Here is a 23871-nt window from a genome sequence, read left to right as displayed (position 1 = left end):
CTCAGTGGGCGTGGAAGTTCACACGGTCGGGCACCGGCTTGGTCGTCCCGAGGCGGCTCCACCATGGCATCAGCAGGAAGAAGCCGAAGTAGAACAGCGTGCCGACCTGGGCCACCAGCGTGCCCATGTCGCTCGGCGGCTGGATGCCGAGATAGCCCAGCACCAGGAAGAACACCACGAACACCGCGTAGACGTATTTGTGCCAGTCGGGGCGGTAGCGGATGGACTTGACCGGGCTGTGATCCAGCCAGGGCAGGAAGAACAGGATGATGACCGCGCCGCCCATGACGACGACACCCCAGAACTTGGCGTCGAAGACCTTGAGCAGGAAGATCAGCGCGGCGGCAGCCACCAGCAGCGCCACCTTGGCGGCACCACCGAACTTGCCCTTCAGGAAGCTCACGACGGCGGCGATGCCGACGACGCCGACGAGCACGTTGACCATCACGTCGGTCGTCGCGCGCAGCATCGAGTAGTAGGGTGTGAAGTACCAGACCGGTGCGATGTGCGGCGGCGTCTTCAGCGGGTCGGCCGGGATGAAGTTGTTGTACTCCAGGAAGTAGCCGCCGAACTCGGGCGCGAAGAAGATGATGGCGGTGAAGGCCATCAGGAACAGGCAGACGCCGTAGATGTCGTGCACCGTGTAGAACGGATGGAAGGGCACGCCGTCCAGCGGCCGCCCCTGTGCATCCTTGGGACCCTTCTTGATCTCGACGCCGTCGGGGTTGTTGGAACCGACGTCATGCAGGGCCAGCAGGTGGGCGACCACCAGACCCAGCAGTACCAGCGGCACCGCGATGACGTGGAAGCTGAAGAAGCGGTTCAGCGTCGCGTCGCCGACAACGTAGTCGCCGCGGATCATCAGGGCCAGGTCAGGACCGACGAAGGGGATGGCAGCGAACAGGTTCACGATGACCTGGGCACCCCAGTAGGACATCTGGCCCCAGGGCAGCAGATAGCCCATGAAGGCCTCGGCCATCAGGCACAGGAAAATCGCGCAGCCGAAGATCCAGACCAGCTCGCGCGGCTTGCGGTAGCTGCCGTAGATCAGGCCGCGGAACATGTGCAGGTAGACGACGATGAAGAAGGCCGAGGCGCCCGTGCTGTGCATGTAGCGGATCAGCCAGCCCCAGGGCACGTCGCGCATGATGTACTCGACCGACGCGAAGGCGAGGCCCGCGTCCGGCTTGTAGTGCATCACGAGAAAGATGCCGGTGACGATCTGGATCACCAGCACCAGCAGCGCCAGCGAGCCGAAGATGTACCACCAGTTGAAGTTCTTCGGCGCGTAGTACTCCGACATGTGGACCTTGTAGGCATCGAACGCGGTCGGGAACCGGTTCTCCAGCCAGGTCATGGTCTTCACGCCGACAGAGGCGCCTGCGGGAGCTTCCTTGAATTCAGCCATGTCTCGTCGTCCCGTTTGTTCTAGTTAGGCCTTCTTGTCCTCGCCGATCAGCAGGCGGCTGTCGGTGAGGTACATATGGGGCGGCACTTCGAGGTTGTCGGGCGCCGGCTTGTTCTTGAAGACGCGGCCGGCCATGTCGAAGGTCGAGCCGTGGCAGGGGCACAGGAAGCCGCCGTTCCAGTCGTCCGGCAGCGAGGGCTGGGGGCCGGCGGCGAACTTGTCGCTCGGCGAGCAGCCCAGATGCGAGCAGATACCGACGACGACGAGGTACTCGGGCTTGATCGAGCGGGCCTCGTTCTTCGCGTAGTCGGGGATGGGGTAGGCCTTGCGCTCCGAATTCGGGTCGGCCAGCTGGGCGTCGTTCTTCTTCAGGGCCTCGATCTGCGCGGGCGTGCGGCGCACGATCCAGACCGGCTTGCCGCGCCATTCGACGGTCAGCTTCTCGCCGGGCTTGATGGCGCCGATGTCCACTTCGACCGGGGCGCCGGCGGCCTTGGCGCGCTCACTGGGCGCGAAGGTGCTGACGAAGGGCACGGCGGTCGCCACGCCACCGACGGCGCCGGTCACACCGGTCGCGATCAGCCATGTGCGTTTGCCTTGGTCCACTTGCTGGTCACTCATGAGGGTCCTCTAAAGAGACTTCGAATCCGAGACTTCTGATCAGGGGCAGCCTAGGATTCTAGCGGACGTCGATTCATGCCCCGGCCATGCGGCGCGGGCTCGGGACCGCAGGTTTACCCGCCTTCTAGACTCCGGTCCTTGACGACAATATCGGCAAGCCACTTTTTCCAAACGTTCCCACAGGAGCCCTGCATGAGTTTCCTCTCCGAGTTCAAGGAGTTCGCCGTCAAAGGCAATGTCGTCGACCTCGCGGTCGGTGTGATCATCGGCGGCGCCTTCGGCAAGATCGTCGACTCCCTCGTCGGCGATGTCATCATGCCGGTCGTCAGCAAGGTCTTCGGCGGACTGGACTTCAGCAACTACTTCATCCCGCTGGCCGGCCAGACGGCCGCGACACTGGCCGAGGCCAAGAAGGCCGGCGCCGTGCTGGCCTACGGCAGCTTCATCACCGTGTCGCTGAACTTCATCATCCTGGCCTTCGTCATCTTCCTGATGATCAAGCAGATCAACCGCCTCAAGCGCGAGCCCGAGGCCGCGCCCGTGCCGGCCGAGCCGCCCGCGACGCCGGAAGACATCCAGCTGCTGCGCGAGATCCGCGATTCGCTCAAGCGCTGAGGCTCTTTTCCCTCGAAAAGCCCGGTAAGCAATGGTTACCGGGCTTTTTTCTGCCACGTAGTTGGCAACCTGCCGAAAACCCTGACTGGTTGCACGCGCGATACTTTCGGCGACGCCTGTGTCCGCCTGTTGATGAACGCGCCTGAAATCCGCCTGAATCCGCATCTCGAAGCCTCGCTGACCCGCATTCGCCTCGCGGGCGAGCAGGCCGCGGAGCGCTGCGCCGAAGGCCTGGGCCTGTCGGCGCTGTCGGCCGGCCAGATCAAGCGCCGCGACACCTTGCTGGCGGCGCAGTTCGTCTTCCGCCAGCAGCAGGGCATCTTCTCGCAACGCTTCGTGCAGAGCATGCGCAAGCAGGTGGCGGCCGAGCAGTCCGAGACCAGGCCTGCGCAGGGCAGCAGCCCGAAGCAGACGAATTGGGGCGAGCTCTCGCTGATGGACGACGACCAGGTCAACAACCTCGTCGCCGCCGACCGCATCGGCTTGGCCATCGGCCACCACAGCGAGTGGGAGCTGCGCGAGGTCGAGTCCTACATCTCGGGCATCCAGATCGGCGAGCGCAACCCGCTGCGGCCCGAGTTGGTCGCCCAGGCCCTGCTCGACGCGGTGCAGTCCATCACCGACGACCCGCAGACCCGCCAGACCCTGACCGACGAGCTAACCCGCTCGCTCGCCCAGGAAATGCGCGCCTGCTATGCCGACATCGCCGAACTGCTGCGTTCGCGCGGCCTGCGCCCGCAGGACCTGCGCGTGCGCGCGGCGGCGGAAGGCTCGACGTCGCGCCAGGGCGGGCTCGGCAACTCGACGCAGCAGGCCGAATTCGACTCCGGCCATGGCGGCATGTCGACACGCGGCTCCGGCCACGGCGGGCTGGGCCAGGGTGGCGGCCGCAGCGGCTTCGGCCGGGGCGGCGGCATCGGCCGCGTCGACCCGCAGATGATGGACCTGCTGCGTCGCCTCGCGCAGACGCCGGGCGCCTACGAGCCCGGCTACGACAGCCAGGGCCATTCCGGCCGCATGGGCCTGGACACCCTCAGCGACTCGCCCAGCGCCTGGGGGCAGATGCCGCTGCCGACCAACGTGATCCACCAGCACCGCGACGAGCTGCGCCAGGCCGCCAGCGGCCGGCTGGACCACATGGTCATCGACGTCGTGGCGGGCCTGTTCGACCAGATCCTGTCCGACCCCAAGGTGCCGCCGCAGATGGCGCGCCTGCTCGCCCGGCTGCAGCTGCCGGTGCTGCGCGTGGCGCTGGGCGACGAGACCTTCTTCTCCTCGCGCCGCCACCCGGTACGCCAGTTCGTCAACCGCATGGCATCGCTGGCCTGCGCCTTCGACGACTTCAGCGACGACCCGGGCCGCCCCTTCCTGGCCCATGTGCGCGACCTCGTGCAGGACGTGGCCCAGGGCGACTTCGACCGCATGGACGTCTACACGGCCAAGCTGGACGCCCTCGAGGCCTTCATCGCCGAGCAGACCCGCAGCACGCTGAAGGCTGCTGGCGACGCCGCCGCCGTCGTCGAGCGCCGCGAGACCGACCTGCGCCTGCAGCAGCGCTATGCGCTGCAGCTCCAGCAGGCGCTGGCCAAGGTGCCGATGCAGGACTTCCTGCGCAGCTTCCTGGCCCAGGTCTGGAGCCAGGCCATCGTGCTGGCCTCGCGTGAAGGCGCGCCCGAGCGTGCGCTGCGCCTGCGCCAGCTCGGCCGCAGCCTGGTGATGAGCGTGCAGCCCAAGGGTGGCACCGCGGCGCGCGCCGACTTCCTGCGCGAGCTGCCCAATCTGATGCGCACGCTGAACGAGGGCATGGACCTGATCCGCTGGCCCGACGCACCGCGCAAGGACTTCTTCGGCGCGCTGCTGCCGGCCCATGCCGAATCGCTGAAGGGCGCCGCACCGAGCGCCCTCGACACCAATCTGCTGATCAAGCAGCTCGACCAGATCTTCGGCGTGCCCCCGCCGGCCGAGGCCGACCTCGGCAAGCCCATGGCCGGCGAGACCGCGCCCGGCGACCTCGACGCCAGCCAGCGCCTGACGCCCGCCGAGGCCAAGAGCCTGGGCCTGGTCGAGGACGCCAGCGTCGACTGGAACGGCGTGCTCGACCTGGACCTGTCGGGCAACGACGAGGCCGCCGCGCCGCTTGGGGCCGTCGACATCTCCATCGATGGCCTGCCCGCCGCCGAGAGCGCCCCCGAGCCCAGCAGCGGCGCGCTGCTGATGGACAACATGCAGCTGGGCTACGCCTACCAGATGCACACCGGCACCGAGTGGCAGAAGATGCGCCTGGCCCATGTCAGCGCGGGGCGCAGCTTCTTCATCTTCACCCACGGCAGCCGCCACCAGGAGACCGTGACGATGACGGCACGCATGCTGAGGAAGCTCTGCGAGGCCGGCCGCATGCGCGCCTACGAGCAGGCCTATCTGCTCGAACGCGCCACCGCGCGCACGCGGGCGCAGCTGGCGGCGCTCAGCGGCCGCTGAGCCGCCGCGCCATCGCCAGCGCCGCGCCCAGGCTGGCCGGGTCGGCCAAGCCGCGGCCGGCGATGTCGAAGGCGGTGCCATGGTCGGGGCTGGTGCGCACGAAGGGCAGGCCCAGCGTCACATTGACGCCCTGTTCCACGCCGAGATATTTGACCGGGATGAGGCCGTGGTCGTGCGTCATCGCGACGACCACGTCGAACTCGCCGCGGCGGGCGCGCATGAAGACGGTGTCGGGCGCATGGGGGCCGCTCGCGTCCCAGCCTGAAGCCCGCGCGTCGGCGATGGCCGGCGCGATGTGGCGGATCTCCTCGTCGCCGAACAGGCCGCCCTCGCCCGCGTGCGGATTCAGCCCAGCCACGGCAATGCGCGGCGCCGCGATGCCCATGCGCTGCAGCGCCGTGCCGGTGATGAGCAGCGTCTCCAGCACCGACTCGCGCGTGACGCCGTCGATCGCCTCGCGCAGCGAACAGTGGATGGTGACCAGCACCGTGCGCAGCTCCTCGTTGGCCAGCATCATGCGCACCGGCACGCCGCCCGCGAGGGCCTGCAGCATCTCGGTGTGGCCCGGATAGGGCGAGCCGGCCGCATGCAGGGCCTCCTTGTGGATGGGCGCGGTGACGAGGGCGCCCGCGCGGCCGGCCTGGATCTCCGCCACGGCCGCCTCGATGCAGAGCGCCGCCGCCGCGCCGGCGCGGGCGTCGACGCGACCGAGCGCCACGTCGCCCAGGCCGGCCGGCAGGCCCTCGGGCTGCCACACCGGCAGGCAACGCGGCGGCAGCCGCGCGAACTCGCCCAGGTCCTGCAGCTCGGCCACGGCCAAGCCGCCGCCGGTGGCCGCAACGGCCCGCCGCAGCACGGCCACGTCGCCCACGACGACGGCATCGCGCGGCGCTTCGCGCCGCCACAGGCCGGCAATGATCTCGGGGCCGATGCCGCAGGCATCGCCCATCGTGACGACCAGGGGCAGGTCCGGGGAGTGTTGCGCAGTCATGCGGCATTCTTTCATCACCCCGCCGCTTCGCTGGCAGACTGCGCCCGCCATGAAGCACGACAACACCACCTACCCCATCGGCACGCCCGGCCAGGCCTGGGGCGCCGCCGAAGGCACAGCCTGGCGGGCCCGCCAGACCCGGCAGCGCAGCTACGCGCAAGACGTGATCGCCGCGATAGAGCCGCTGCGCCAGTCCTTCGACGTCTCCGAATATGGTGCGCTGGACTGCGCCGGTGAGCGTTTCCCGCTGCTGGCCATTCGCAGCCGCGGCTGGCGGGAGGAACTGCCCACGCTGGTCGTCACCGGCGGCGTGCACGGCTACGAGACCAGCGGCGTGCAGGGCGCGCTGCAGTTCGTCCGCGAGCACGGGCTGGAGCAGGCCGGCCGCGCCAACCTGCTCGTCGTGCCCTGCGTCAGCCCCTGGGCCTGGGAGCGCGTGCAGCGCTGGAACCCCGATGCGCTGGACCCCAACCGCAATTTCCGCGCGGGCAGCCCGGTCGGCGAATCGGCCGCGCTGGTGGCCCTGCTGGCGCCGCTGCACGGCCGGGTGCTGATGCACATCGACCTGCACGAAACGACGGACAGCGACGAGTCGGAGTTCCGGCCCGCGCTGGCGGCACGCGACGGCGAGGCCTTCGTGCCCAGCGAGATCCCGGACGGTTTCTACCTCGTCGACGACGCCGAGCGGCCGCAGCCCGGGTTCCAGCGGGCCGTCATCGATGCGGTGGCCCGGGTCACCCACATCGCCGAGCCGGACGCCAACGGCCAGATCATCGAATGCCCGCTTCAACAGCCCGGCGTGATCAGCTTTGCCGTGGCGAAGAAAGGGCTGTGCGCGGCCATCACGGCAGCGCGCTTCGCCACGACGACCGAGGTCTACCCCGACAGCGCGCGCACCACGCCCGAGGAATGCGTCGCGGCCCAGGTCACGGCCGTGCGCGCGGCCATCGCCTACGCGCTGGATCACGCAAACGCTTAGGCGGGGTTGTCCACGTCGATGAACTGCCAGCTCAGGCCCAGGTCCTGCGCGACCTGGTCACCCAGGCCCTGCACGCCGTAGCGCTCGGTGGCATGGTGGCCGGCCGCGATGAAGGCCACGCCGGTCTCGCGGGCATAGTGGGCCTGGGGCTCGGAAATCTCGCCGGTGATGAAGACATCCGCGCCGGCCGCGATTGCCGCCTCGAAATAGCCCTGGGCGCCGCCCGTGCACCAGGCCACGCGACGCAGCGGCCGGCCGTCGCCGGGCACGGCGGTCACGCCGCGGCCGAGCACCTCGCGCAGCCGGGCCGCCAGCGCGCCGAGGTCGGTCGGCGCCATGGCCGCGCTGAAGCCCAGGTCCTGCTCGCCGAAGCGACGGTCCGCCAGCCAGCCGAAGCGCGCGCCGAGCTGGGCGTTGTTGCCGAGCGTCGGGTGGGCGTCCAGCGGCAGGTGGTAGGCGAAGAGGCTGATGTCTGCGCTCAGCAGTCGAGCAAGGCGCTGCTTCATCCAGCCCGTCACGCGGCCGTCCTGGCCGCGCCAGAACAGGCCGTGGTGGACGAGGATGGCGTCGGCCCCGGCGGCGATGGCGGCATCGATCAGCGCCAGGCTGGCAGTGACCCCGCAGGCCAGATGGCGGACCTCGGCGCGGCCCTCGACCTGCAGACCGTTCGGCCCATAATCCTTGAAGCGCCCAGGCTCCAGCAACTCGTTGAGGCGGAACTCCAGCGCGGCGCGATCGGTCATGGCTTGAGAAGGGTTTGGGGTGTTGAAGCGGCTCTGGCTGATTTTCGCGCAGGCGGTCACGGTCGCCCTGGCGCTGCTCTTCGTCGTCGCGACGCTGAAGCCGCAGTGGCTGCCCCCGGCCCGCGGGCGCGACGCGGCGCTCGCCGCCACAGCAAGCCAGATCGCGCTGCCGCCCTCCCCGTCTGCATCGGTCGTGCGGGCCGGCTTCGCGCAGGCCGCGCGCATCGCATCGCCCGCCGTCGTCAGCATCACCGCGAGCAAGGCGCCGCCGCAGGCGAGCGGCCGGGGCCGCGAGCCGGCGTTCGGCTTCCCGGGATTCCCTGGCTTTCCCTTCGGCCCACGCTCACGCAGCGGCCCGCAACTGGGCCTGGGCTCGGGCGTCATCATCTCGGCCGACGGCGTGCTGCTGACCAACAACCACGTCATCGAAGGCGCGTCCGACATCGAGGTGCAGCTCAGCGACGGCCGCCAGGCCCAGGCCACCCTCGTCGGCACCGACCCCGAGACGGACGTGGCCGTGCTGAAGATCGCGCTGCCCAGCCTGCCGGTGATCCCGCTCGGCGACGCGGCCAGCCTGGCAGTGGGCGACGCCGTGCTGGCCATCGGCAACCCCTTCAACGTCGGCCAGACGGTGACCTCGGGCATCGTCTCGGCGCTGGGCCGCAGCCAGCTCGGCATCAACACTTTCGAGAACTTCATCCAGACCGACGCGGCCATCAACCCCGGCAATTCCGGCGGCGCCCTGGTGGACGCCGACGGCCGCCTCGTCGGCATCAACACGGCCATCTTCTCGCGCAGCGGCGGCTCGCTCGGCATCGGCTTCGCCATTCCCGTCGACGTGGCGCGCCAGGTGGCCGCGGCGCTGCTGAGGGACGGCGTCGTCGCGCGCGGCTGGATCGGCGTTCAGACCCGCGAGCTGACGCCCGAGCTGGCCGAAGCGCTCAAGCTCGACGCGAGCGCCAAGGGCGTGCTGATCGGCGGCGTCGTGGCCAATGCGCCGGCCGCCCAGGCGGGCGTCAAGCCGGGCGACGTGCTGACTCGCGTCGGCGCCCACGCGGTGGCCACGCCCGCCGAGCTGCTGGCCAGCGTCGCGGCGCTGAAGCCCGACAGCAGGGTCGAGGTGGCCGTGCAGCGCGCCGGCAAGGCAATGAGCTTCCAGCTCGTAGTGGCCCAGCGGCCCCGGCCGCAGCGGCAAGCCGAGGACGAGTGAAGCGCTACTCGGCGTCTTCTGGCGCCTTGGTGCTGCGGATGAAGTAGCTGGCGGCCAGCAGGCCCAGCTCGTAGAGCAGGCACATCGGGATGGCCAGGGCCAACTGCGAGACGATGTCGGGCGGCGTGATGATGGCCGCGACAATGAAGGCGACGACGATGAAATAGCCGCGCCATTCACGCAGCTTGTCCACCGACACCACGCCGATGCGCGCGAGCACGACGACGATGACCGGCACCTCGAAGGCCGCGCCGAAGGCGATGAACATATTCATCACGAAGCCGAGATAGGCCTCGATGTCGGGCGCCGCCGTGATGCTCTTGGGCGCGAAGTTCTGGATGAACTTGAAGACCTGGCCGAAGACGAAGAAATAGCAGAAGGCCACGCCGGCGAAGAACAGCAGCGTGCTCGACACCACCAGCGGCAGCACCAGGCGCTTTTCGTGCGAGTACAGGCCCGGCGCGACGAAGGCCCAGGCCTGGTAGAGCACCACCGGCAGGGCCAGCAGGAAGCCGGCCAGCAGCGTGATCTTCAGCGGCACGAAGAAGGGCGCGATGACGTTGGTGGCAATCAGCTTGGTGCCGGCCGGCAGATGGGACACCAGCGGCGCGGCGAGCAGGTCGTAGAGCGGCCCTGGGCCGGGGTAGACGACGAGAATGCCGAAGCAGATGCCGATGGCCAGGATGGCACGCAACAACCGGTCGCGCAGCTCCATCAGGTGGGCGACGAAGGGCTGCTCGGTGCCTGCCAGCTCGTCGTGGTCGGGTTTTTGGAAGGAGGAGCTCATTTCCGCAGGCCGGGCGGCCGGAAGCGCGCGACGCGCGCCGCGCCGGACTGGGTATGGCGGCGCACGCCGGCCTTCTGCTTGAACCACAGCGGCGTGGCGCCGCGCTTGAGGCGCCAGTTCTTCTTCGGGTGGCGGTACTCGGGCGGCGCCAGCGCGATGGCCGACTCGGCCCCGAGGGAGGCCCCCTCGCCGCTCACATCGCGCCAGGTCTGGTCGAAGGCCTGGGTGGCCGAGTCGACCTCCTGGCGCACGCTCTGCTCGACATCGCGCGCCGCCGTCTCGAACTGGGACTTCATCTTCTGAAGCTCCTCCAGCTCGATGGAGCGGTTCACCTCGGCCTTCACGTCGGCCACATAGCGCTGCGCCTTGCCGAGCAAGGTACCCACCGTGCGGGCGACGCGCGGCAGCTTCTCGGGGCCGATGACGATCAAGGCCACCGCGCCGATCAGCGCGAGCTTGTCAAAGCCGAAATCAAGCACTCAGCAGCTTCTCAACGGCTCAGGACTTGGTCTTGGCGTCGACGTCGACCGTGTTGGGGTCGTGGGCCTTGTTGGCCGTGACCTGCTGGGGCGGTGCCGCCGGCGTGTCGGACGTGCCCTCCTTCATGCCGTCCTTGAAACCCTTGACCGCGGCGCCGAGGTCGGAACCGACATTGCGCAGCTTCTTGGTGCCGAAGATGGCGATGACGACGACCAGGACGATCAGCCAGTGCCAGATGCTGAATGAACCCATGATGATGACTCCTTGTGGACTGGCTCAAATTCTAGGTGACGGTGTCGGACCAGCCGGCCGTCAACCTTTCAACCAAGGCCTTGGCCCGCCCATCACGTGCAGATGCAGGTGATACACCTCCTGGCCGCCGTCCGCTCCGGTGTTGATGACGTGGCGGAAGCCGTTGGTCACGCCCAGCTCCTTCATCAGCTTCGTGCCCAGGGCGGTCATCTTGCCCAGCAGGGCCGCCTCGGCTTCGGTCACGTCGGCCATCGACGCGATATGGCGCTTGGGGATGATGAGCACATGCACCGGCGCCCAGGGGTGGATGTCGTGGAAGGCGAAGATGTCTTCGTCCTCGTAGGCCTTCCTGCTCGGGATCTGGCCGGCGACGATCTTGCAGAAGATGCAGTTCGGGTCTGCGCTCATCACTTGTTTCCTCTTTGGGCGAATTCGGTCAGGCCGGACAGGCCCTCACGGCGGGCCAGTTCGTTCAACACGTCCTCGGGCTTCAAGCCGAAATGCGCCAGCGCGACCATGCTGTGGAACCACAGGTCGGCCACCTCGTAGACGACCTTCTTCGGGTCGCCGTCCTTGGCCGCCATCACCGTCTCGGTGGCTTCCTCGCCGACCTTCTTCAGGATGGCGTCCAGGCCCTTGTCGAAGAGCTTGGCGACGTAGCTGGTGCCGGGGTCGGCACCCTTGCGGGACTCGATGACCGCGCCGACGCGGCAGAGGATGTCGTCAGTCATAAATTCTCGCGGGGTCCTTCAGCACCGGCTCGACGGCGCTCCAGACGCCGTTCTCCAGTTTCTGGAAAAAGCAGCTGTGCCGGCCGGTATGGCAGGCGATGCCCGGCTCGTGGCCGAGCTGGGTGATGGTCAGCAGCACGACGTCGTTGTCGCAGTCCATGCGGATGGCATGCACCTGCTGGAAGTGGCCGCTTTCCTCGCCCTTGTGCCAGAGCCTGCCGCGCGAGCGGCTCCAGTACACAGCCTGGCCGCGTTCGGCCGTCAGCGCCAGCGCCTCGCGGTTCATCCACGCGAACATCAGCACGTCGCCCGTGCCCTGCTCCTGGGCGATGACGGGCACCAGGCCCCTGTCATCCCACTTCACTTCGTCTAGCCAGCTCATGATTTCAGTCTAGGTGAGTCGGGCCGACATGGTTGCGCTCCTGGGCAAACCAGTCCAGCACGGGGAAGGTGCCGGGCAGCACCGGCTTGACCTGCACCGGCAGGCTGGCCCAGGCCATCTGCTGGCCTTCGAGCATCTGGAACTCGCCGCTCCAGTCGAACACCTTGCAGAAGTTCAGCCGCACCAGCGCGTGGGGATAGTCGAACATCTCTACCTTCCACGGGTGGACCGCGCCGATCTCGATGCCGATCTCCTCGCGCAGTTCGCGCGCCAGCGCCTGCTCGATGCTCTCGCCCGGCTCGACCTTGCCGCCCGGGAATTCCCAGTAGCCGGCGTAGACCTTGCCTTCGGGCCTCGACGTCAGCAGGAACTGGCCGTCAGGCGCAACGAGCACGCCGACCGCGACCTCGGTGATGGGACGTTGCTCGCTCATGCCTGGCGCCCCGCCAGGTCACGCGCGAACTGGAAGGCCACGCGGCCGGAGCGCGAACCGCGCTCCAGCGCCCAGATCAGCGCCGGCTGGCGTGCCGCCTCGATGGCGGCCTCGTCCAGGCCGAAATGGCGCAGCCACTGGGCCACGATGGCCAGGTATTCGTTCTGGCTGAAGGGGTAGAAGCTGATCCACAGCCCGAAGCGCTCGGACAGCGAGATCTTTTCCTCCACCGCCTCGCCGGGGTGGATCTCGCCATGCTCGCCGTGGCTGCCGCCAAGGTTGTCGGCCATCTTCTCGGGCAGCAGGTGGCGACGGTTGCTCGTCGCGTAGATCAGCAGGTTGTCACTGGCGGCCGCGACGGAGCCGTCGAGCACGCTCTTCAGCGCCTTGTAGCCGGCCTCGCCTTCGTCGAAGCTCAAGTCGTCGCAGAAAACGACGAAGCGCTCCGGCCGGCCCGCGACCTGGTCGATGAGGTCCGGCAGGTCGACGAGGTCGGCCTTGTCGACCTCGATCAGGCGCAGGCCGCGGCCCGCGAACTCGTTCAGCACCGCCTTGATCAGCGAGCTCTTGCCCGTGCCCTTGGCGCCCGTCAGCAGCACGTTGTTGGCCGGGCGGCCGGCGACGAACTGGGTGGTGTTGCGCAGCAGCTTTTCCTTCTGCGGCTCCACCTCCTGCAGGTCGGTGAGAAGGATGCGGCTGACCGAGCGCACCGGCTCCAGGCACAGCGCGCCATGGCGGCGGCGGGCGCGGAAGGCGGTGGAAGCGGCCCAATCGGGCGGCGTGGCGGCGTGGGGCAACACGGCCTCGAGCCGGGCCAGCAGGCCCTCGGCGCGGGCGATCAGGGAGTCAAGCGCGGCAGACATCGCCGCAGTTTAGGCGGCCGGGGCCGCGCGCCCGGCGGCTCAGCCGCCCGCCAGCGCCCTTAGCGAGGCCTCGAGCTGCTCGGTAGGCAGGCGCTTGAAGCCCGAGCGGGCATAGCGCTGCAGCCGGCCGATGATGAAGCTGACCCAGACCGAGGCCTGGGCATTGGCCTGCACGGTGGGCGTCAGCGAGCCCTGCGCCTCGGCAGCGGCGCGCAGCACCTGGCGCAGCGAGGACTCGATGCGGTCGAAGAACTGGTTCATGCGCGCCACCAGGCGCTCGTTCTCGTAGACCAGGGCGTCGCCCACCATGACCCGCGTCATGCCGGGGTTCTTCTCGCCGAACTGCAGCATTACGCTGGCGATGCGCGCGGCCTTGCCCGGCGGCGGCAGCGGGTGGGGGTTGTCGACGATCTGGTTGACGAGGCCGAAGACGCTGGTCTCGATGAAGTCGATCAGCGCCTCGAACATCTGCGCCTTGCTGGCGAAGTGGCGGTACAGCGCCGCCTCGCTGACGTCGAGCTTGGCCGCCAGCGCCGCCGTCGTGATGCGGTCGGCGCCGGGCTGCTCCAGCATGCCGGCCAGCACCTGCAGGATCTGCGTGCGGCGCTCGCCGGGCTTGGGGCGTTTCCTGGGAGCGGCGGGGCTGTCGGTGGCGGGCAGGTCGGCGTCCATGGCGAGGATGCTAGTCCCTCAACCAGCCGAGACGGCGCGCCTCGTAGATGGCTTCCACCTTGGAGCGCACGTGCAGCTTGCGGTAGACCCGCTTCACATAGGTCATCACCGTGTGCGGCGAAACCTGCATGAAGTTCGCGATCTCGTCGAAGGTGAAGCCCTTGGCCGCCAGGTGCAGCACGCGCGACTCCTGCTCGGACAGGGCGACGACCTCCTCGTCGGCCATGGTCGCGGCCATGGCCTCGGGCGAGGGGCCGGTCGACCCTTGGGCGCCGGGCGCCAGGCGCACCAGCAGGCGGCGCGCGATGACGGGGCTGATCGGGCTGCCGCCGGCGCGCAGCGAGCGCAGCTGGCCGGGCAGGTCCAGCGCCAGGCTGTCCTTCAGCAGATAGCCGGTCGCGCCGGCCTCGATGCTGGCGACGACATGCTGCTCGTCGCCGAACACCGAGATGACCATGACCTCGCACTGCGGTCGCGTCTGGGCGGCGTGGCGGATCAGCTCGATGCCGCTGCCGCCGGGCAGATCCAGGTCGACGAGCAACACGTCGGGCTGGAGTTGGTCGAACATGCGCCGGCCCTGGGGCAGGTCAGGGGCGATGCCGAGCAATTCGATGTCGGGCACGCTGCCGAGGGCGTGGGTGAACGCTTCCCTGAAGCGGGCTTGGTCTTCGACGATCAGGACCGAGAACGGGGTCATTGACTCTTTGCAAGGTTCAAAGCGCTGGGGTGCGCATTGTCGGCCCAGGATACCCCCCTAGATTGCCCGTGCCTTCCTTCAGAAGTGGGGGGAGCGGGCCAGCGCGGCCAGCGAGCGTACGCGCCGGCTGACATAGGCGGGGCGGTGCTGCAGGCGCCGGCCCTCGGCGGCCTTGCGCAGCCAGCGCTGCATCCAGACCGTCTTCAGCCCCAGGCCGCGCGCGGTCTTCTGGTGGATCAGCGTGTCCTCGACGAGGACGCAGCGCGCCGGCACCAGCCTCAGCCGCGCGAGCACGACGCGGAACATGCGCGCATCGGGCTTGGGCCGGGAGTGGCCGAAGATCTCCATGTCCTCGACACAGATCAGCCGCTCGAAGGCGTCCGAGAGCCCGATCGCCGCCAGCACGCGCTCGGCGTAGCCGCGCGGCGCATTCGTCATCAGCAGCTTGCGCCCGGGCAGGCGGCGCAGCGCGGCCAGGTCATGGGCATGGCCGTGCAGATGGGCCTCCAGCCCCGGCAGGCGATGCGTCTCGTGCAGGAAGTGCGCCGGCTTGACGCCATGATGGCGCTGCAGCCCGGTCAGCGTCGCGCCGTAGCGCGTCCAGTAGCGGTGGCGCAGCGCGACGGCCTCCTCAGTCGTCAGGCCGAGGTGGGTCTCGATATAGGCCGTCATCGATGCGTTCAGCTCCTTGAACGCGCGGTGCGAAGCGTTGTGCAGCGTGTCGTCGAGGTCGAACAGCCAGACCCGATCGCGTGGATTCATCGCGAGCTGATCATCGTGCCGTAGGCCTGGTCCGTCAGGATCTCCAGCAACATCGCGTGCGGCACGCGGCCGTCGATGATGTGGACGGCGTTGACGCCGCTCTTGGCCGCGTCGATGGCGCCGGCGATCTTGGGAATCATGCCGCCGCTGATCGTGCCGTCGGCCACCAGCTCGTCGATGCGGCGCGGCGTCAGCTCGGTCATCAGCTCGCCGGCCTTGTCCAGCACGCCGCGGATATTGGTCAGCATCAGCAGCTTCTCGGCCTGCAGCACGGTGGCCAGCTTGGCGGCAACGACGTCGGCATTGATGTTGTAGCTCTCGTTGGCCTCGCCGAAGCCGATGGGGCTGACGACGGGGATGAACTGGTCGTCCTGCAGGGCCTTCACGACGCTGGGGTCGATGGAGACGATGTCGCCGACCTGGCCGATGTCGTGCTCCTTGCTGGGGTCGTCCTTGTCCAGCATCTTGAGCTTCTTCGCGCGGATCATGCCGCCGTCGCGGCCCGTCAGGCCCACGGCCTTACCGCCCGCGGCATTGATCAGGCCGACGATGTCCTGCTGCACCTCGCCGGCCAGCACCCATTCGACGACGCCCATGGTCTCGGCGTCGGTGACGCGCATGCCCTGGATGAAGTGGCCCTTCTTGCCCAGCTTGTTCAGCGCATCCTCGATCTGCGGCCCGCCGCCATGCACGACGACGGGATTCAGGCCGACGAGCTTGAGCAGCACCACGTCCTCGGCGAAGTCCTGCTGCAGCTCCGGGTCGGTCATCGCATTGCCGCCGTACTTGATGACGATGGTCTTGCCATGGAACTTGCGGATATAGGGCAGGGCCTGGGAGAGGATCTCGGCCTTCTCGCGCGGGGCGATGTGGGCGACGTCGGTGGCGTGGGGGGTGGTCATGCTCGGGGCTCCGGGAATGGCCGGCATTCTAGGAACAGCGCAGCCCGGCCGAGCGCCGGCCCCTTGGCCACAATGCCACCCATGCAAGCCAGCGCCTACCTCAAGCTCTCCGTCGCGACCGCGCTCGTGACCATCGTCCTGAAAACCGCCGCCTGGTGGTGGACCGGCTCGGTCAGCCTCGCGGCCGACGCCCTCGAATCCCTCGTCAATCTGGCCGGCGCCGTGTTCGCCCTCGTCATGGTCACGCTGGCGGCTCAGCCGCCCGATGCCGAGCACCCCTATGGCCATCACAAGGCCGAATATTTCTCGAGCGGCTTCGAGGGCATCCTCATCATCGCGGCGGCCATGGGCATCCTGTGGGGCGCCTTCGACCGCTGGCGCCATCCGGAACCGCTGGAGCAGGTGGGCGTCGGCGTCGTGCTGGCCGTCGTCAGCTCGGCGCTGAACGGCGGCCTGGCCTGGGCCATGCTGCGCAAGGCGCGCGAGCTGCGCTCGGTCGCGCTGGAGGGCGACGCCCGCCACCTGATCACCGATGTCTGGACCTCGGCCGGCGTCGTCGTCGGCCTGCTCGGCGTGATGGCCACGGGCTGGCAGTGGCTGGACCCGCTGCTGGCCGCGCTGGTGGCGCTGAACATCCTGCGCGAGGGCGTGCACCTGATGCACGAGTCCACGCGCGGCCTGATGGACGAGGCGCTGGACGCCGAGTCCATGTCCAAGGTACAGGCCGTGCTGAACGACTTCTGCCACCCGCACACGCTGCGCTTCGACCACGTCACCAGCCGCGTGGCCGGGCAGCGCCGCTTCGTCGACCTGCACATGCACATGCCGGCAGGCTGGAGCCTCGGGCGCGCGGCGGCACTGCGCACCTCGGTCGAGCAGGCGCTGATGAGCGCCGTGCCGGGGCTGCGCGCCAGCATCCAGCTGCTGCCCATGGACGTCGAAGCGCATTTCGACGACCCCAAGGACCTGCTGTGATTGCGCTGCTGCAACGTGTGCGGGAGGCCCGCGTCGAGGTGGGCGGGCGGATCGTCGGCCAGATCGGGCAGGGGCTGCTGATGCTGGTCTGCGCCGAGCCCGCGGACACCGAGGCCACGGCCGAGAAGCTGATCGCCAAGGTGCTGAAGCTGCGCATCTTCAGCGACGAGGCCGGCAAGATGAACCTCAGCCTGCAGGACGTGGGCGGTGGCCTGCTCATCGTCAGCCAGTTCACGCTGGCGGCCGACACGGCCGGCGGCAACCGGCCGAGCTTCTCGGGCGCGGCGCCGGCCGAACTGGGCCGGTGCCTCTACGAGCACACGCTGGCGGTTGCGCGCCGCCAGCATCCGCTCGTCGCCAGCGGCGAGTTCGGCGCGGACATGCAGGTGCACCTCGTCAACGACGGGCCGGTGACGATCCCGATGCGGATGACCGGCCCCTGAGGCCCAGGGCGGTGCTCACTTCTCCATCCAGTACTCCATATCGCCCTTGCTCGTGTTGGAGCCGGCGCTCGGGTTGGCGAGGTTCTCGCTCCTGACGACACCGCGGATGCCGAGGAACCGGCCCGTGCCGCCCACGAGGGTCAGCGCCGCCAGGCTGCGCGTCGTCTTGCCGCCGCCATCGGCGGTCGCATGCGCGGCGATCTGCCCGCGCGCATAGATCCGCTCGCCCGACTCGCTCAGGTAGGTGACATAGACCTGGCCCCCGCCGTTCAGCTCGGTGTAGTCCGACAGGCCGTGTGTCCACGACTCCTTCAGACGCGTGCCATCGACCATCGGCCCGTTCTTGCCGTAGACCCGATGGATCTCGAAGACGCGCAGCTGATGCCCCGGCGCGTCGCCGACGTCGATCACATGCTGCTGCGTGTACTGGGTGCTTTCGGCGGGCACGTCGAAGGACACCCTCTGCCGCTGCTGCGACCACGCGGCCGGCGAAACCGACAACATGCCCAGCAGCGCCACCGCGGCACATACCCCAGTTCTGGTTGTCATGCCGCACCTCCTCTCGTTTCTGTTCCGGGGACCGCAGAGGTGCCGCGACCGCTGCGGATCCCCGCGCATCGGGCCGGCACGCCCGACGCGACTCGCTCGCCCAGCGTGCTTTCAGCTTAGATCGGCAGCCCTGGCGGTTCAAGCCTGGGCAAGCACGGCCTCAGACCGAGCGCCGGTCCTCGATGACGCGGCCGTCGTTGGGCAGGCTGCCCGGGGCAACGAGGCTGACCTCGCCGCGCAGCTTGGTCAGCTCGCGCAGCGTCGCCGCGACCGCGGCATCCAGGCCCTGCGGTGCGCCCTCGACCTCGGCCAGCAGGGTCATGCGGTCGTCGGCCATCTCGCCGTCGACGACGAGGCGCACGCGGCGCAGCTCGGCGTGGCGCTTCAGCAGCTCGGCCAGCTGGCCGGCATGCACGAACATGCCGCGCACCTTGGCCGACTGGTCGGCGCGGCCCAGCCAACCGCGCAGGCGCTGGTTGCTGCGGCCGCAAGGGCTGGCCCCCGGCAGCACGGCCGACAGGTCGCCGGTGGCGAAGCGGATCAGCGGATAACCGGGCGAGAGCGTCGTCACGACGACCTCGCCGACCTCGCCCTCGGGCAGGGGCTCGCCCGAGCCGGGGCGCACGATCTCGACGATGACGCCCTCGTCGACGACCAGGCCCTCGCGCGCCTCGGTCTGGTAGGCGATCAGGCCCAGGTCGGCCGTGGCATAGCACTGGCAGGCCTGGACGCCGCGCTCCGCGAACCAGGCCACCAAGGCCGGCGGGCAGGCCTCGCCGCTGACCAGGGCGCGGCGCAGCGACAGCGCCTGGCCCGCATCGGCGGCCTTCTCCAGCAGGATGCGCAGCAGGCTGGGTGTGCCGGCATAGGCCTCGGGCTGCAGGTCCAGCAGGGCCCGCAATTGCAGCTCGGTGTTGCCGACGCCGCCCGGGAAGCTGGCCGCACCAAGGGCGCGCAGCCCGGCTTCCATCATCGCGCCGGCCGGTGTCAGGTGATAGCTGAACCCGACATGGGCGAGCTGGCCGGCGCGGATGCCGGCCGCATGCAGCGCGCGGGCGATGCGCCAGGGGTCGGCACCATCGGCGTCCGGCTCGGGTTCGTACAGCGGCCCCGGCGACTGGAAGATGCGCCGCGGCATGCCGGCCGCATAGCCGCCCAGGCGCAGCGTGCGGCGCGCGGCCTGGGCCGCGCTCAGGCTGCTCTTGCGCGTCAGCGGCAGCCGGGCCAGCGCGGCGCGCGAGCTGACGGCTGCCGCATCGACGCCGGCCAGCAGCTCGGTGTAGGCCGTGCTGCTGGCCTGGGCATGCGCGATTTGGGCCGGCAGCGCGGCCATCAGCGCGGCCTCGCGCGCGGCGGGGTCGCGGGTCTCCAGCGGGTCGAAGAAGTCGCTCACTCGTCGCTCCTCCAGCGCAACAGGCGGCGCTTGATCTCGTCCTGCAGCTTGCGCGAGTCGGGCGTCGACTTCACGCTGAACGCCTCCCACTCCGGCGCGTGCGCGGGACGCTTGGCGAGCTGCGCCTTGAGGCTGCCGCCGTCGACGGCCAGCTTGAGCACAAGCCGGCCATTCAGCAGCCAGCCCTCGCTGCGCTCGGCCAGCACATGCTGATCACGCAGGAAGCGCTTCAGCGTCTGCAGCGTGGCCTCCGGGTTGAAAGGCGGTGCAGCGATGTTCCAACTCTCATCACTCATCAAAAGCCTCCTTCGAGCGCTGCCCCGCGCGGCAACTCGGCACCAGCCGAGCGACTGCCGTGGAACCGGCTTTGCCGGGCCACCGGCAGTGCCCCCTTGAGGGGGCTGAGGCCGGACACAAAGAGTCCTGAGGACTCTTTGTGCCTGCCGAAGGCCGAAGCCGCCGGCTTTGGCAGTGCGAAGCGCGTAGGGGGTGGGTCATGCCAGCCAGCGCTTGCGGCGCTTGTAGGACTTGACGTCCTTGAAGCTGCGCCGCCCCTCGCCGCCGACACCGAGGTAGAACTCCTTGACGTCCTCGTTCTCGCGCAGGTCGGCGGCCGAGCCGTCCATCACGACGCGGCCGTTCTCCAGGATGTAGCCGTAGTCGGCGTAGCGCAGCGCCATGCCGGTGTTCTGCTCGGCGAGCAGGAAGGTCGTGCCCTCCTTGGCGTTGAGGTCGCGCACGATCTCGAACACCTCCTCGACGATCTGCGGCGCCAGGCCCATCGAGGGCTCGTCCAGCAGCACCATCTTCGGGTTGGCCATCAGCGCGCGGCCGATGGCGCACATCTGCTGCTCGCCGCCCGAGGTGTAAGCGGCCTGGCTGCCGCGGCGCGTCTTCAGCCGCGGGAAGTAGGCATAGACCTTTTCCAGCGTCGCGGCCACGGCCGCGCGCCCGTCCTTGCGCGTGTAGGCGCCGGTCATCAGGTTCTCTTCGATGCTCAGGTGGGCGAAGCAATGCCGCCCCTCCATGACCTGCACGACGCCGCGCTCGACCATGGCCGCCGTGGACAGCTTCTCGATGCGCTCGCCGCGCAGCTCGATGCTGCCCTTGGTCACCTCGCCGCGCTCGCCTTCGAGCAGGTTGGACACGGCGCGCAGCGTCGTCGTCTTGCCGGCGCCATTGCCGCCGAGCAGGGCCACGACGCTGCCCTCGCGCACCTGCAGGGAGACGCCCTTGAGCACGAGGATCACGTGGTTGTAGATGACCTCGATGCCGTTGACGTTGAGGAGCGGTGGGCTCATGGCAACTCTCGCTTCAGAAGACTGGCGTCCGCGGACTGCGCCCCTCCCCACGGGGGAGGGGTAGGGGGTGGGGCTGCGACACCCCGCCCTCTCGGAGGGCGGGGAAGGGGTGGGAGCGGGCGTTCATCGGCTCTTCAGAGCTGGGCCGCGCAGCGGCTCAGCTTTGGCAATCGGCAGGCGTGCGGCGGGTGATCTTCCTCTCGCCCGCGTACTTGTCGGCCGCCGCCTTCACCATCGGCTTGATGATCTGCGCATCGGCCTCGTACCAGTCGCTGCTGAAGTTCCACTTCGCGCCGTCCCAGGTGTGCACGCGCGCCCAGGTGGAGCCCTGGTGGTCGGAGCAGCTCGTGCTGACCGGGCGGATCACGCCGGTCAGGCCCAGCGCGGCCAGCTTCTTGTCGTCGAGCGCCAGGTTCTCCAGGCCCCAGCGCACCTGCTCGCCCGTCATGACCTTGCCTTTGCCGAAGCGCTCCTGCGCACGCCGCACGGCCTCCACGGCCAGCGCCTGGATCACGACGCCGCGGGTGTAGAGCACCGAGCCGACTTCGTCCTTCGGGCCCGTGCCCTGGCCCTTGGCGTGTACGAACTTCAGGATGTCCTGGATGACCTTCGGGCTCTGGCCCGAGGTGTTGAGGTTCAGCGCGTTGTAGCCCTTGGCACCCTCGCCCACGTCCTTCACATCGGGCTCGGCGCCCGACCACCAGACGCCGTACATCTTCTCGCGCGGGTAGCCGGTGGCCTGGGCCTCCTTCAGCGCAGTGGAGTTCATGACGCCCCAGCCCCACAGCAGCACATAGTCGGGCCGCTGCTTGCGTACTTCCAGCCAGGCCGACTTCTGCTCCACCCCCGGCGCGGTGACCGGGATCTTGATGAGTTCGAAGCCATGCATCTTCTGCCGCTCGTCCAGCAGCGGAATGGGCTCCTTGCCGAAGGGGCTGTCGTGGTAGACCAGGGCGATCTTCTTGCCCTTGAGCTTGTCCAGGCCGCCTTCCTTCTTGGCGATGTGCTGGATGAGGATGTCGGCCGCCGTCCAGTAGCTGCCCATCAGCGGGAAGTTCCACGCGAACACCCCGCCGTCGGCCGAGGCCGACAGGCCGTAGCCCAGCGTGATCAGCGGGATCTTGTCGGCGGCGACCTTGTCGGTCAGCGCGAAGGTGATACCGGTGGCCTGCGGGTCGAACAGGCTGGCGCCCTTGCCCTTCAGGCGCTCGTAGCACTCCACGCCCTTGTCGGTCGCGTAGCCGGTCTCGCACTCCTCGAAGCTCAGCTTGACGCCGTTGACGCCGCCGTCACGCGCGTTGATGAGCTTGATGTAGTCCTGCTTGCCATTGGCCCAGGGCGTGCCGTTGGGCGAATAGGGTCCGGTGCGATACACCAGCAACGGGAAGAACTGCTCCTTGGCCTGGGCCACCGCGGCCGGTGCCACGACGAGTTGCAGGGCGGCCAGGGCCGCGCAGGTGATGAAGGTCTTCATGGGGCTGTCTCCTGTTGTGGGTATCAATGCGGGAATGGCCAGAGGCGCAATTTCTCTTTGGCAGTGGCCCAGAGCCGCGCCAGGCCGTGGGGTTCCTTGATGAGGAAGAAGACGATCAGCGCGCCGAAGATCATCAGCGCGAGATGCGAAGCGGTGGCGGTGTCGATGGGCAGGCCGGTCCAGTAGGGCAGCTTGTCCAGGATCAGCGGCAGCACGACGATGAAGGCCGCGCCGAAGAAGGCGCCCGAGATCGAGCCGAGGCCGCCGATGATGACCATGAAAAGCAGGTCGAACGAACGGTTGATGCCGAAGGCCGCCGGCTCCCAGGAACCCAGGTGGACGAAGCCCCACAGCGCACCGGCCACGCCGATGATGAAGCTGCTGACCGCGAAGGCGCTGAGCTTGGCCTGCATGGGCCGGATGCCGATGACGCTGGCCGCCACGTCCATGTCGCGCATGGCCATCCAGGAGCGGCCGATATGGCCGCGCACGATGTTCTTGGTCGCGAGAGCAAACACCACGACCAGGCCCAGGCACAGCAGATAGCGCGCCTGCGGCGACTCGACGCTGAGGCCGAAGAGGTTCAGGTCGGCCACGCCCACCGAGCCCGAGGTCGAGTCGTTGGTGACCCACTTCAAGCGCAGGCAGGCCCAGTCGACGAAGAACTGCGCCGCCAGCGTGGCCACCGCGAGGTAGAGCCCTTTGATGCGCAGCGACGGCAGGCCGAAGGCCACGCCCAGCACCGTCGCCCCCAGGCCGCCGGCCAGCAGCGAGACGATCAGCGGCATGCCCTCGACGCGCGCCTGGCAGTTGTAGGCCACATAGGCGCCCACGGCCATGAAGGCACCCGAGCCCAGCGAGATCTGGCCGCAGTAGCCCACCAGCACGTTCAGGCCCAGCGCGGCGAGGCTGAGGATGAGGAAAGGGATGAGGACGGCGCGCAGCAGGTATTCGCTGGACGCCATCGGCACGACGACGAAGGCCACGGCGAGCAGCAGCGCCATCGCAATGCGGTCCTGGCGGATCGGCAGGATCTGGCTGTCCGCCGCGTAGCTCGTCTTGAATTGGCCGTTTTCTCTGTAGAGCATGTTCTTAGTCAGTTGAGGACAGAGCTACTCGCTTCGCTCGGGCGGTCTGTCCCGCAAGGTCATCAGACTCGATCAATGATCTTTTGCCAGTTGCCGGCCAGAAGGCCGTCAACTGTCTTCGTTCCGCGTCCCGCGCAGGCGCGAGCCGCCGCCCTTCGATTCGGGTGCGCTTCGCTTGTCTTGCTTCGCAAGCCAACCTCCATCGAATGTCGAATCGATCGCGTCATACGCGATCAATGATCTTTTCGCCGAAAAGACCCTGAGGCCTCACCAGCAACACGACGAGCACAAGCACGTACCCGAACCAATATTCGATGCCGCCGCCGAGATGGGGCCCGAGATAGGCCTCCGACAGCTTCTCGCCGACGCCGATCAGCAGGCCGCCGACGATGGCGCCCGGCACACTGGTCAGCCCGCCGAGGATGACGACGGGCAGCGCCTTCAGCGCGACGAGGGACAGCGAGAACTGCACGCCCAGCTTGCTGCCCCAGATCATCCCGGCCACCAGCGCGACGAAGCCGGCCACGCTCCAGACGATCACCCAGATCCTTGAGAGCATCCCAGGCCCATGACCGCGCCCGGCGTTCGCGAAGAAACGATGGTGTTGTTGCGCTACAAGGCGAACGGCAGCGCCGTCATGAC

At 68.8% G+C, this 23871-nt stretch carries 28 protein-coding genes and 1 pseudogene; 6 read left to right on the top strand and 23 right to left on the bottom strand.

The features are described from left to right. Position 1 precedes the first annotated feature (1 nt). Together EV671_RS23885 and petA are read right to left on the bottom strand one after the other, a co-directional pair. On the bottom strand, positions 2-1408 hold the full coding sequence (locus EV671_RS23885; protein ID WP_132576425.1) for a cytochrome b: 1407 nt from the start codon (positions 1406-1408) through the stop codon (positions 2-4). A gap of 24 nt (positions 1409-1432) precedes the next feature. Then, positions 1433-2029, bottom strand: coding sequence for a ubiquinol-cytochrome c reductase iron-sulfur subunit (petA, locus tag EV671_RS23880; protein WP_132576424.1), 597 nt, complete (start codon positions 2027-2029; stop codon positions 1433-1435). A 192-nt stretch (positions 2030-2221) separates the two neighbouring features. Here petA and mscL point away from each other — a divergent pair, with 192 nt between their 5' ends. Beyond that, positions 2222-2644 (top strand): large conductance mechanosensitive channel protein MscL, encoded by a 423-nt coding sequence (mscL, locus tag EV671_RS23875; protein WP_132576423.1) that lies wholly within the window; start codon positions 2222-2224, stop codon positions 2642-2644. Between the two features lie 132 nt (positions 2645-2776). Next, positions 2777-5122, top strand: coding sequence for a DUF1631 family protein (locus tag EV671_RS23870; RefSeq protein ID WP_132576422.1), 2346 nt, complete (start codon positions 2777-2779; stop codon positions 5120-5122). Here EV671_RS23870 and pdxA read toward each other — a convergent pair. Next, positions 5109-6113, bottom strand: a complete 1005-nt coding sequence (pdxA, locus tag EV671_RS23865; RefSeq protein ID WP_243655860.1) for a 4-hydroxythreonine-4-phosphate dehydrogenase PdxA — start codon at positions 6111-6113, stop codon at positions 5109-5111. The genes EV671_RS23870 and pdxA overlap by 14 nt on opposite strands. Before the next feature lie 49 nt (positions 6114-6162). Between pdxA and EV671_RS23860 the strand changes: the two genes are divergently transcribed. Beyond that, entirely contained in the window at positions 6163-7092 is a 930-nt protein-coding gene (locus EV671_RS23860; RefSeq protein ID WP_132576421.1) for a M14 family metallopeptidase, read from the top strand. On the opposite strand, the gene EV671_RS23855 is transcribed toward EV671_RS23860, so the two are convergent. Next, positions 7089-7835 carry a Nif3-like dinuclear metal center hexameric protein gene (locus EV671_RS23855; RefSeq protein ID WP_132576420.1) on the bottom strand — a complete coding sequence of 249 codons (747 nt, stop codon included), beginning with the start codon at positions 7833-7835 and terminating at the stop codon, positions 7089-7091. The genes EV671_RS23860 and EV671_RS23855 overlap by 4 nt on opposite strands. A gap of 19 nt (positions 7836-7854) precedes the next feature. Here EV671_RS23855 and EV671_RS23850 point away from each other — a divergent pair, with 19 nt between their 5' ends. Then, positions 7855-9045 (top strand): S1C family serine protease, encoded by a 1191-nt coding sequence (locus EV671_RS23850; protein ID WP_415840538.1) that lies wholly within the window; start codon positions 7855-7857, stop codon positions 9043-9045. Positions 9046-9049: 4 nt separating this feature from the next. Here the strand turns inward: EV671_RS23850 and tatC are convergent, their stop codons facing one another. From tatC to argB, 12 genes are all read right to left on the bottom strand, one after another. After that, entirely contained in the window at positions 9050-9832 is a 783-nt protein-coding gene (gene tatC / locus EV671_RS23845) for a twin-arginine translocase subunit TatC (RefSeq protein ID WP_132576418.1), read from the bottom strand. Beyond that, positions 9829-10311, bottom strand: a complete 483-nt coding sequence (gene tatB / locus EV671_RS23840) for a Sec-independent protein translocase protein TatB (RefSeq protein WP_132576417.1) — start codon at positions 10309-10311, stop codon at positions 9829-9831. Before tatB ends, tatC begins: the two co-directional genes overlap by 4 nt. 19 nt (positions 10312-10330) lie before the next feature. Further along, a complete protein-coding gene (tatA, locus tag EV671_RS23835; protein WP_132576416.1) occupies positions 10331-10564 on the bottom strand; it encodes a Sec-independent protein translocase subunit TatA in 234 nt (77 codons plus the stop codon). 60 nt (positions 10565-10624) lie between these two features. Next, complete coding sequence (locus tag EV671_RS23830; protein WP_132576415.1) at positions 10625-10972, bottom strand: histidine triad nucleotide-binding protein; 348 nt, start codon at positions 10970-10972, stop codon at positions 10625-10627. Further along, the gene (locus tag EV671_RS23825; protein ID WP_132576414.1) at positions 10972-11295 is read right to left on the bottom strand and encodes a phosphoribosyl-ATP diphosphatase; all 324 of its coding nucleotides are present in this window, start codon (positions 11293-11295) and stop codon (positions 10972-10974) included. The genes EV671_RS23830 and EV671_RS23825 overlap by 1 nt, the downstream gene beginning before the upstream one ends. After that, a complete protein-coding gene (hisI, locus tag EV671_RS23820; RefSeq protein WP_132576413.1) occupies positions 11288-11677 on the bottom strand; it encodes a phosphoribosyl-AMP cyclohydrolase in 390 nt (129 codons plus the stop codon). Before hisI ends, EV671_RS23825 begins: the two co-directional genes overlap by 8 nt. A 4-nt stretch (positions 11678-11681) precedes the next feature. Continuing rightward, positions 11682-12110 carry an NUDIX domain-containing protein gene (locus tag EV671_RS23815; RefSeq protein WP_132576412.1) on the bottom strand — a complete coding sequence of 143 codons (429 nt, stop codon included), beginning with the start codon at positions 12108-12110 and terminating at the stop codon, positions 11682-11684. Continuing rightward, positions 12107-12973: an ATP-binding protein gene (locus tag EV671_RS23810; RefSeq protein ID WP_132576411.1), complete on the bottom strand. Its 867-nt coding sequence runs from the start codon at positions 12971-12973 to the stop codon at positions 12107-12109. Before EV671_RS23810 ends, EV671_RS23815 begins: the two co-directional genes overlap by 4 nt. 39 nt (positions 12974-13012) lie before the next feature. Then, positions 13013-13645: a nucleoid occlusion factor SlmA gene (gene slmA, locus EV671_RS23805; protein ID WP_132576410.1), complete on the bottom strand. Its 633-nt coding sequence runs from the start codon at positions 13643-13645 to the stop codon at positions 13013-13015. Positions 13646-13655: 10 nt separating this feature from the next. Continuing rightward, positions 13656-14342, bottom strand: a complete 687-nt coding sequence (locus EV671_RS23800) for a response regulator (RefSeq protein ID WP_132576409.1) — start codon at positions 14340-14342, stop codon at positions 13656-13658. Between the two features lie 78 nt (positions 14343-14420). Next, positions 14421-15104: a pyrimidine 5'-nucleotidase gene (locus EV671_RS23795; RefSeq protein ID WP_132576408.1), complete on the bottom strand. Its 684-nt coding sequence runs from the start codon at positions 15102-15104 to the stop codon at positions 14421-14423. After that, a complete protein-coding gene (gene argB, locus EV671_RS23790) occupies positions 15101-16006 on the bottom strand; it encodes an acetylglutamate kinase (RefSeq protein ID WP_132576407.1) in 906 nt (301 codons plus the stop codon). The genes EV671_RS23795 and argB overlap by 4 nt, the downstream gene beginning before the upstream one ends. Positions 16007-16087: 81 nt before the next feature. Between argB and EV671_RS23785 the strand changes: the two genes are divergently transcribed. Beyond that, complete coding sequence (locus EV671_RS23785) at positions 16088-16981, top strand: cation diffusion facilitator family transporter (RefSeq protein WP_132576406.1); 894 nt, start codon at positions 16088-16090, stop codon at positions 16979-16981. Next, positions 16978-17424 carry a D-aminoacyl-tRNA deacylase gene (gene dtd / locus EV671_RS23780; RefSeq protein WP_132576405.1) on the top strand — a complete coding sequence of 149 codons (447 nt, stop codon included), beginning with the start codon at positions 16978-16980 and terminating at the stop codon, positions 17422-17424. Before EV671_RS23785 ends, dtd begins: the two co-directional genes overlap by 4 nt. A gap of 15 nt (positions 17425-17439) precedes the next feature. Here the strand turns inward: dtd and EV671_RS23775 are convergent, their stop codons facing one another. From EV671_RS23775 to EV671_RS23745, 7 genes and pseudogenes are all read right to left on the bottom strand, one after another. Then, positions 17440-17973 carry a hypothetical protein gene (locus EV671_RS23775; RefSeq protein WP_132576404.1) on the bottom strand — a complete coding sequence of 178 codons (534 nt, stop codon included), beginning with the start codon at positions 17971-17973 and terminating at the stop codon, positions 17440-17442. Between the two features lie 160 nt (positions 17974-18133). After that, the gene (locus tag EV671_RS23770) at positions 18134-19366 is read right to left on the bottom strand and encodes a phenylacetate--CoA ligase family protein (protein ID WP_132576403.1); all 1233 of its coding nucleotides are present in this window, start codon (positions 19364-19366) and stop codon (positions 18134-18136) included. Then, complete coding sequence (locus tag EV671_RS23765) at positions 19363-19662, bottom strand: hypothetical protein (RefSeq protein ID WP_132576402.1); 300 nt, start codon at positions 19660-19662, stop codon at positions 19363-19365. Before EV671_RS23765 ends, EV671_RS23770 begins: the two co-directional genes overlap by 4 nt. 198 nt (positions 19663-19860) lie before the next feature. Further along, entirely contained in the window at positions 19861-20667 is an 807-nt protein-coding gene (locus tag EV671_RS23760; RefSeq protein ID WP_132576401.1) for an ABC transporter ATP-binding protein, read from the bottom strand. Between the two features lie 157 nt (positions 20668-20824). After that, positions 20825-22141: an ABC transporter substrate-binding protein gene (locus EV671_RS23755; protein ID WP_132576400.1), complete on the bottom strand. Its 1317-nt coding sequence runs from the start codon at positions 22139-22141 to the stop codon at positions 20825-20827. A 23-nt stretch (positions 22142-22164) separates the two neighbouring features. Further along, a complete protein-coding gene (locus EV671_RS23750; RefSeq protein WP_132576399.1) occupies positions 22165-23229 on the bottom strand; it encodes a branched-chain amino acid ABC transporter permease in 1065 nt (354 codons plus the stop codon). A 223-nt stretch (positions 23230-23452) separates the two neighbouring features. Beyond that, positions 23453-23871 (bottom strand): annotated as a pseudogene (locus EV671_RS23745) (branched-chain amino acid ABC transporter permease); the annotation flags it as partial.

This window comes from Roseateles saccharophilus, from assembly GCF_004342485.1.
GTDB lineage: Bacteria > Pseudomonadota > Gammaproteobacteria > Burkholderiales > Burkholderiaceae_C > Pelomonas > Pelomonas saccharophila.
The sequence above is the reverse complement of the archived record's forward strand: the minus strand, read 5'-3'. Positions and strand labels throughout refer to the sequence as shown.

Bases quoted from the DNA above. Each gene is read 5' to 3' on its own strand.
- tatA (WP_132576416.1), bottom strand. From the start codon at position 10,564: ATGGGTTCATTCAGCATCTGGCACTGGCTGATCGTCCTGGTCGTCGTC.
- EV671_RS23755 (WP_132576400.1), bottom strand. From the start codon at position 22,141: ATGAAGACCTTCATCACCTGCGCGGCCCTGGCCGCCCTGCAACTCGTC.
- EV671_RS23760 (WP_132576401.1), bottom strand. From the start codon at position 20,667: ATGAGCCCACCGCTCCTCAACGTCAACGGCATCGAGGTCATCTACAAC.
- EV671_RS23775 (WP_132576404.1), bottom strand. From the start codon at position 17,973: ATGACAACCAGAACTGGGGTATGTGCCGCGGTGGCGCTGCTGGGCATG.
- petA (WP_132576424.1), bottom strand. From the start codon at position 2,029: ATGAGTGACCAGCAAGTGGACCAAGGCAAACGCACATGGCTGATCGCG.
- EV671_RS23885 (WP_132576425.1), bottom strand. From the start codon at position 1,408: ATGGCTGAATTCAAGGAAGCTCCCGCAGGCGCCTCTGTCGGCGTGAAG.
- slmA (WP_132576410.1), bottom strand. From the start codon at position 13,645: ATGGACGCCGACCTGCCCGCCACCGACAGCCCCGCCGCTCCCAGGAAA.
- EV671_RS23855 (WP_132576420.1), bottom strand. From the start codon at position 7,835: ATGACCGATCGCGCCGCGCTGGAGTTCCGCCTCAACGAGTTGCTGGAG.
- mscL (WP_132576423.1), top strand. From the start codon at position 2,222: ATGAGTTTCCTCTCCGAGTTCAAGGAGTTCGCCGTCAAAGGCAATGTC.
- EV671_RS23870 (WP_132576422.1), top strand. From the start codon at position 2,777: ATGAACGCGCCTGAAATCCGCCTGAATCCGCATCTCGAAGCCTCGCTG.
- pdxA (WP_243655860.1), bottom strand. From the start codon at position 6,113: ATGACTGCGCAACACTCCCCGGACCTGCCCCTGGTCGTCACGATGGGC.
- EV671_RS23815 (WP_132576412.1), bottom strand. From the start codon at position 12,110: ATGAGCGAGCAACGTCCCATCACCGAGGTCGCGGTCGGCGTGCTCGTT.
- EV671_RS23800 (WP_132576409.1), bottom strand. From the start codon at position 14,342: ATGACCCCGTTCTCGGTCCTGATCGTCGAAGACCAAGCCCGCTTCAGG.
- EV671_RS23825 (WP_132576414.1), bottom strand. From the start codon at position 11,295: ATGACTGACGACATCCTCTGCCGCGTCGGCGCGGTCATCGAGTCCCGC.
- tatC (WP_132576418.1), bottom strand. From the start codon at position 9,832: ATGAGCTCCTCCTTCCAAAAACCCGACCACGACGAGCTGGCAGGCACC.
- EV671_RS23785 (WP_132576406.1), top strand. From the start codon at position 16,088: ATGCAAGCCAGCGCCTACCTCAAGCTCTCCGTCGCGACCGCGCTCGTG.
- EV671_RS23795 (WP_132576408.1), bottom strand. From the start codon at position 15,104: ATGAATCCACGCGATCGGGTCTGGCTGTTCGACCTCGACGACACGCTG.
- EV671_RS23810 (WP_132576411.1), bottom strand. From the start codon at position 12,973: ATGTCTGCCGCGCTTGACTCCCTGATCGCCCGCGCCGAGGGCCTGCTG.
- EV671_RS23750 (WP_132576399.1), bottom strand. From the start codon at position 23,229: ATGCTCTACAGAGAAAACGGCCAATTCAAGACGAGCTACGCGGCGGAC.
- EV671_RS23765 (WP_132576402.1), bottom strand. From the start codon at position 19,662: ATGAGTGATGAGAGTTGGAACATCGCTGCACCGCCTTTCAACCCGGAG.
- hisI (WP_132576413.1), bottom strand. From the start codon at position 11,677: ATGAGCTGGCTAGACGAAGTGAAGTGGGATGACAGGGGCCTGGTGCCC.
- argB (WP_132576407.1), bottom strand. From the start codon at position 16,006: ATGACCACCCCCCACGCCACCGACGTCGCCCACATCGCCCCGCGCGAG.
- EV671_RS23860 (WP_132576421.1), top strand. From the start codon at position 6,163: ATGAAGCACGACAACACCACCTACCCCATCGGCACGCCCGGCCAGGCC.
- EV671_RS23830 (WP_132576415.1), bottom strand. From the start codon at position 10,972: ATGAGCGCAGACCCGAACTGCATCTTCTGCAAGATCGTCGCCGGCCAG.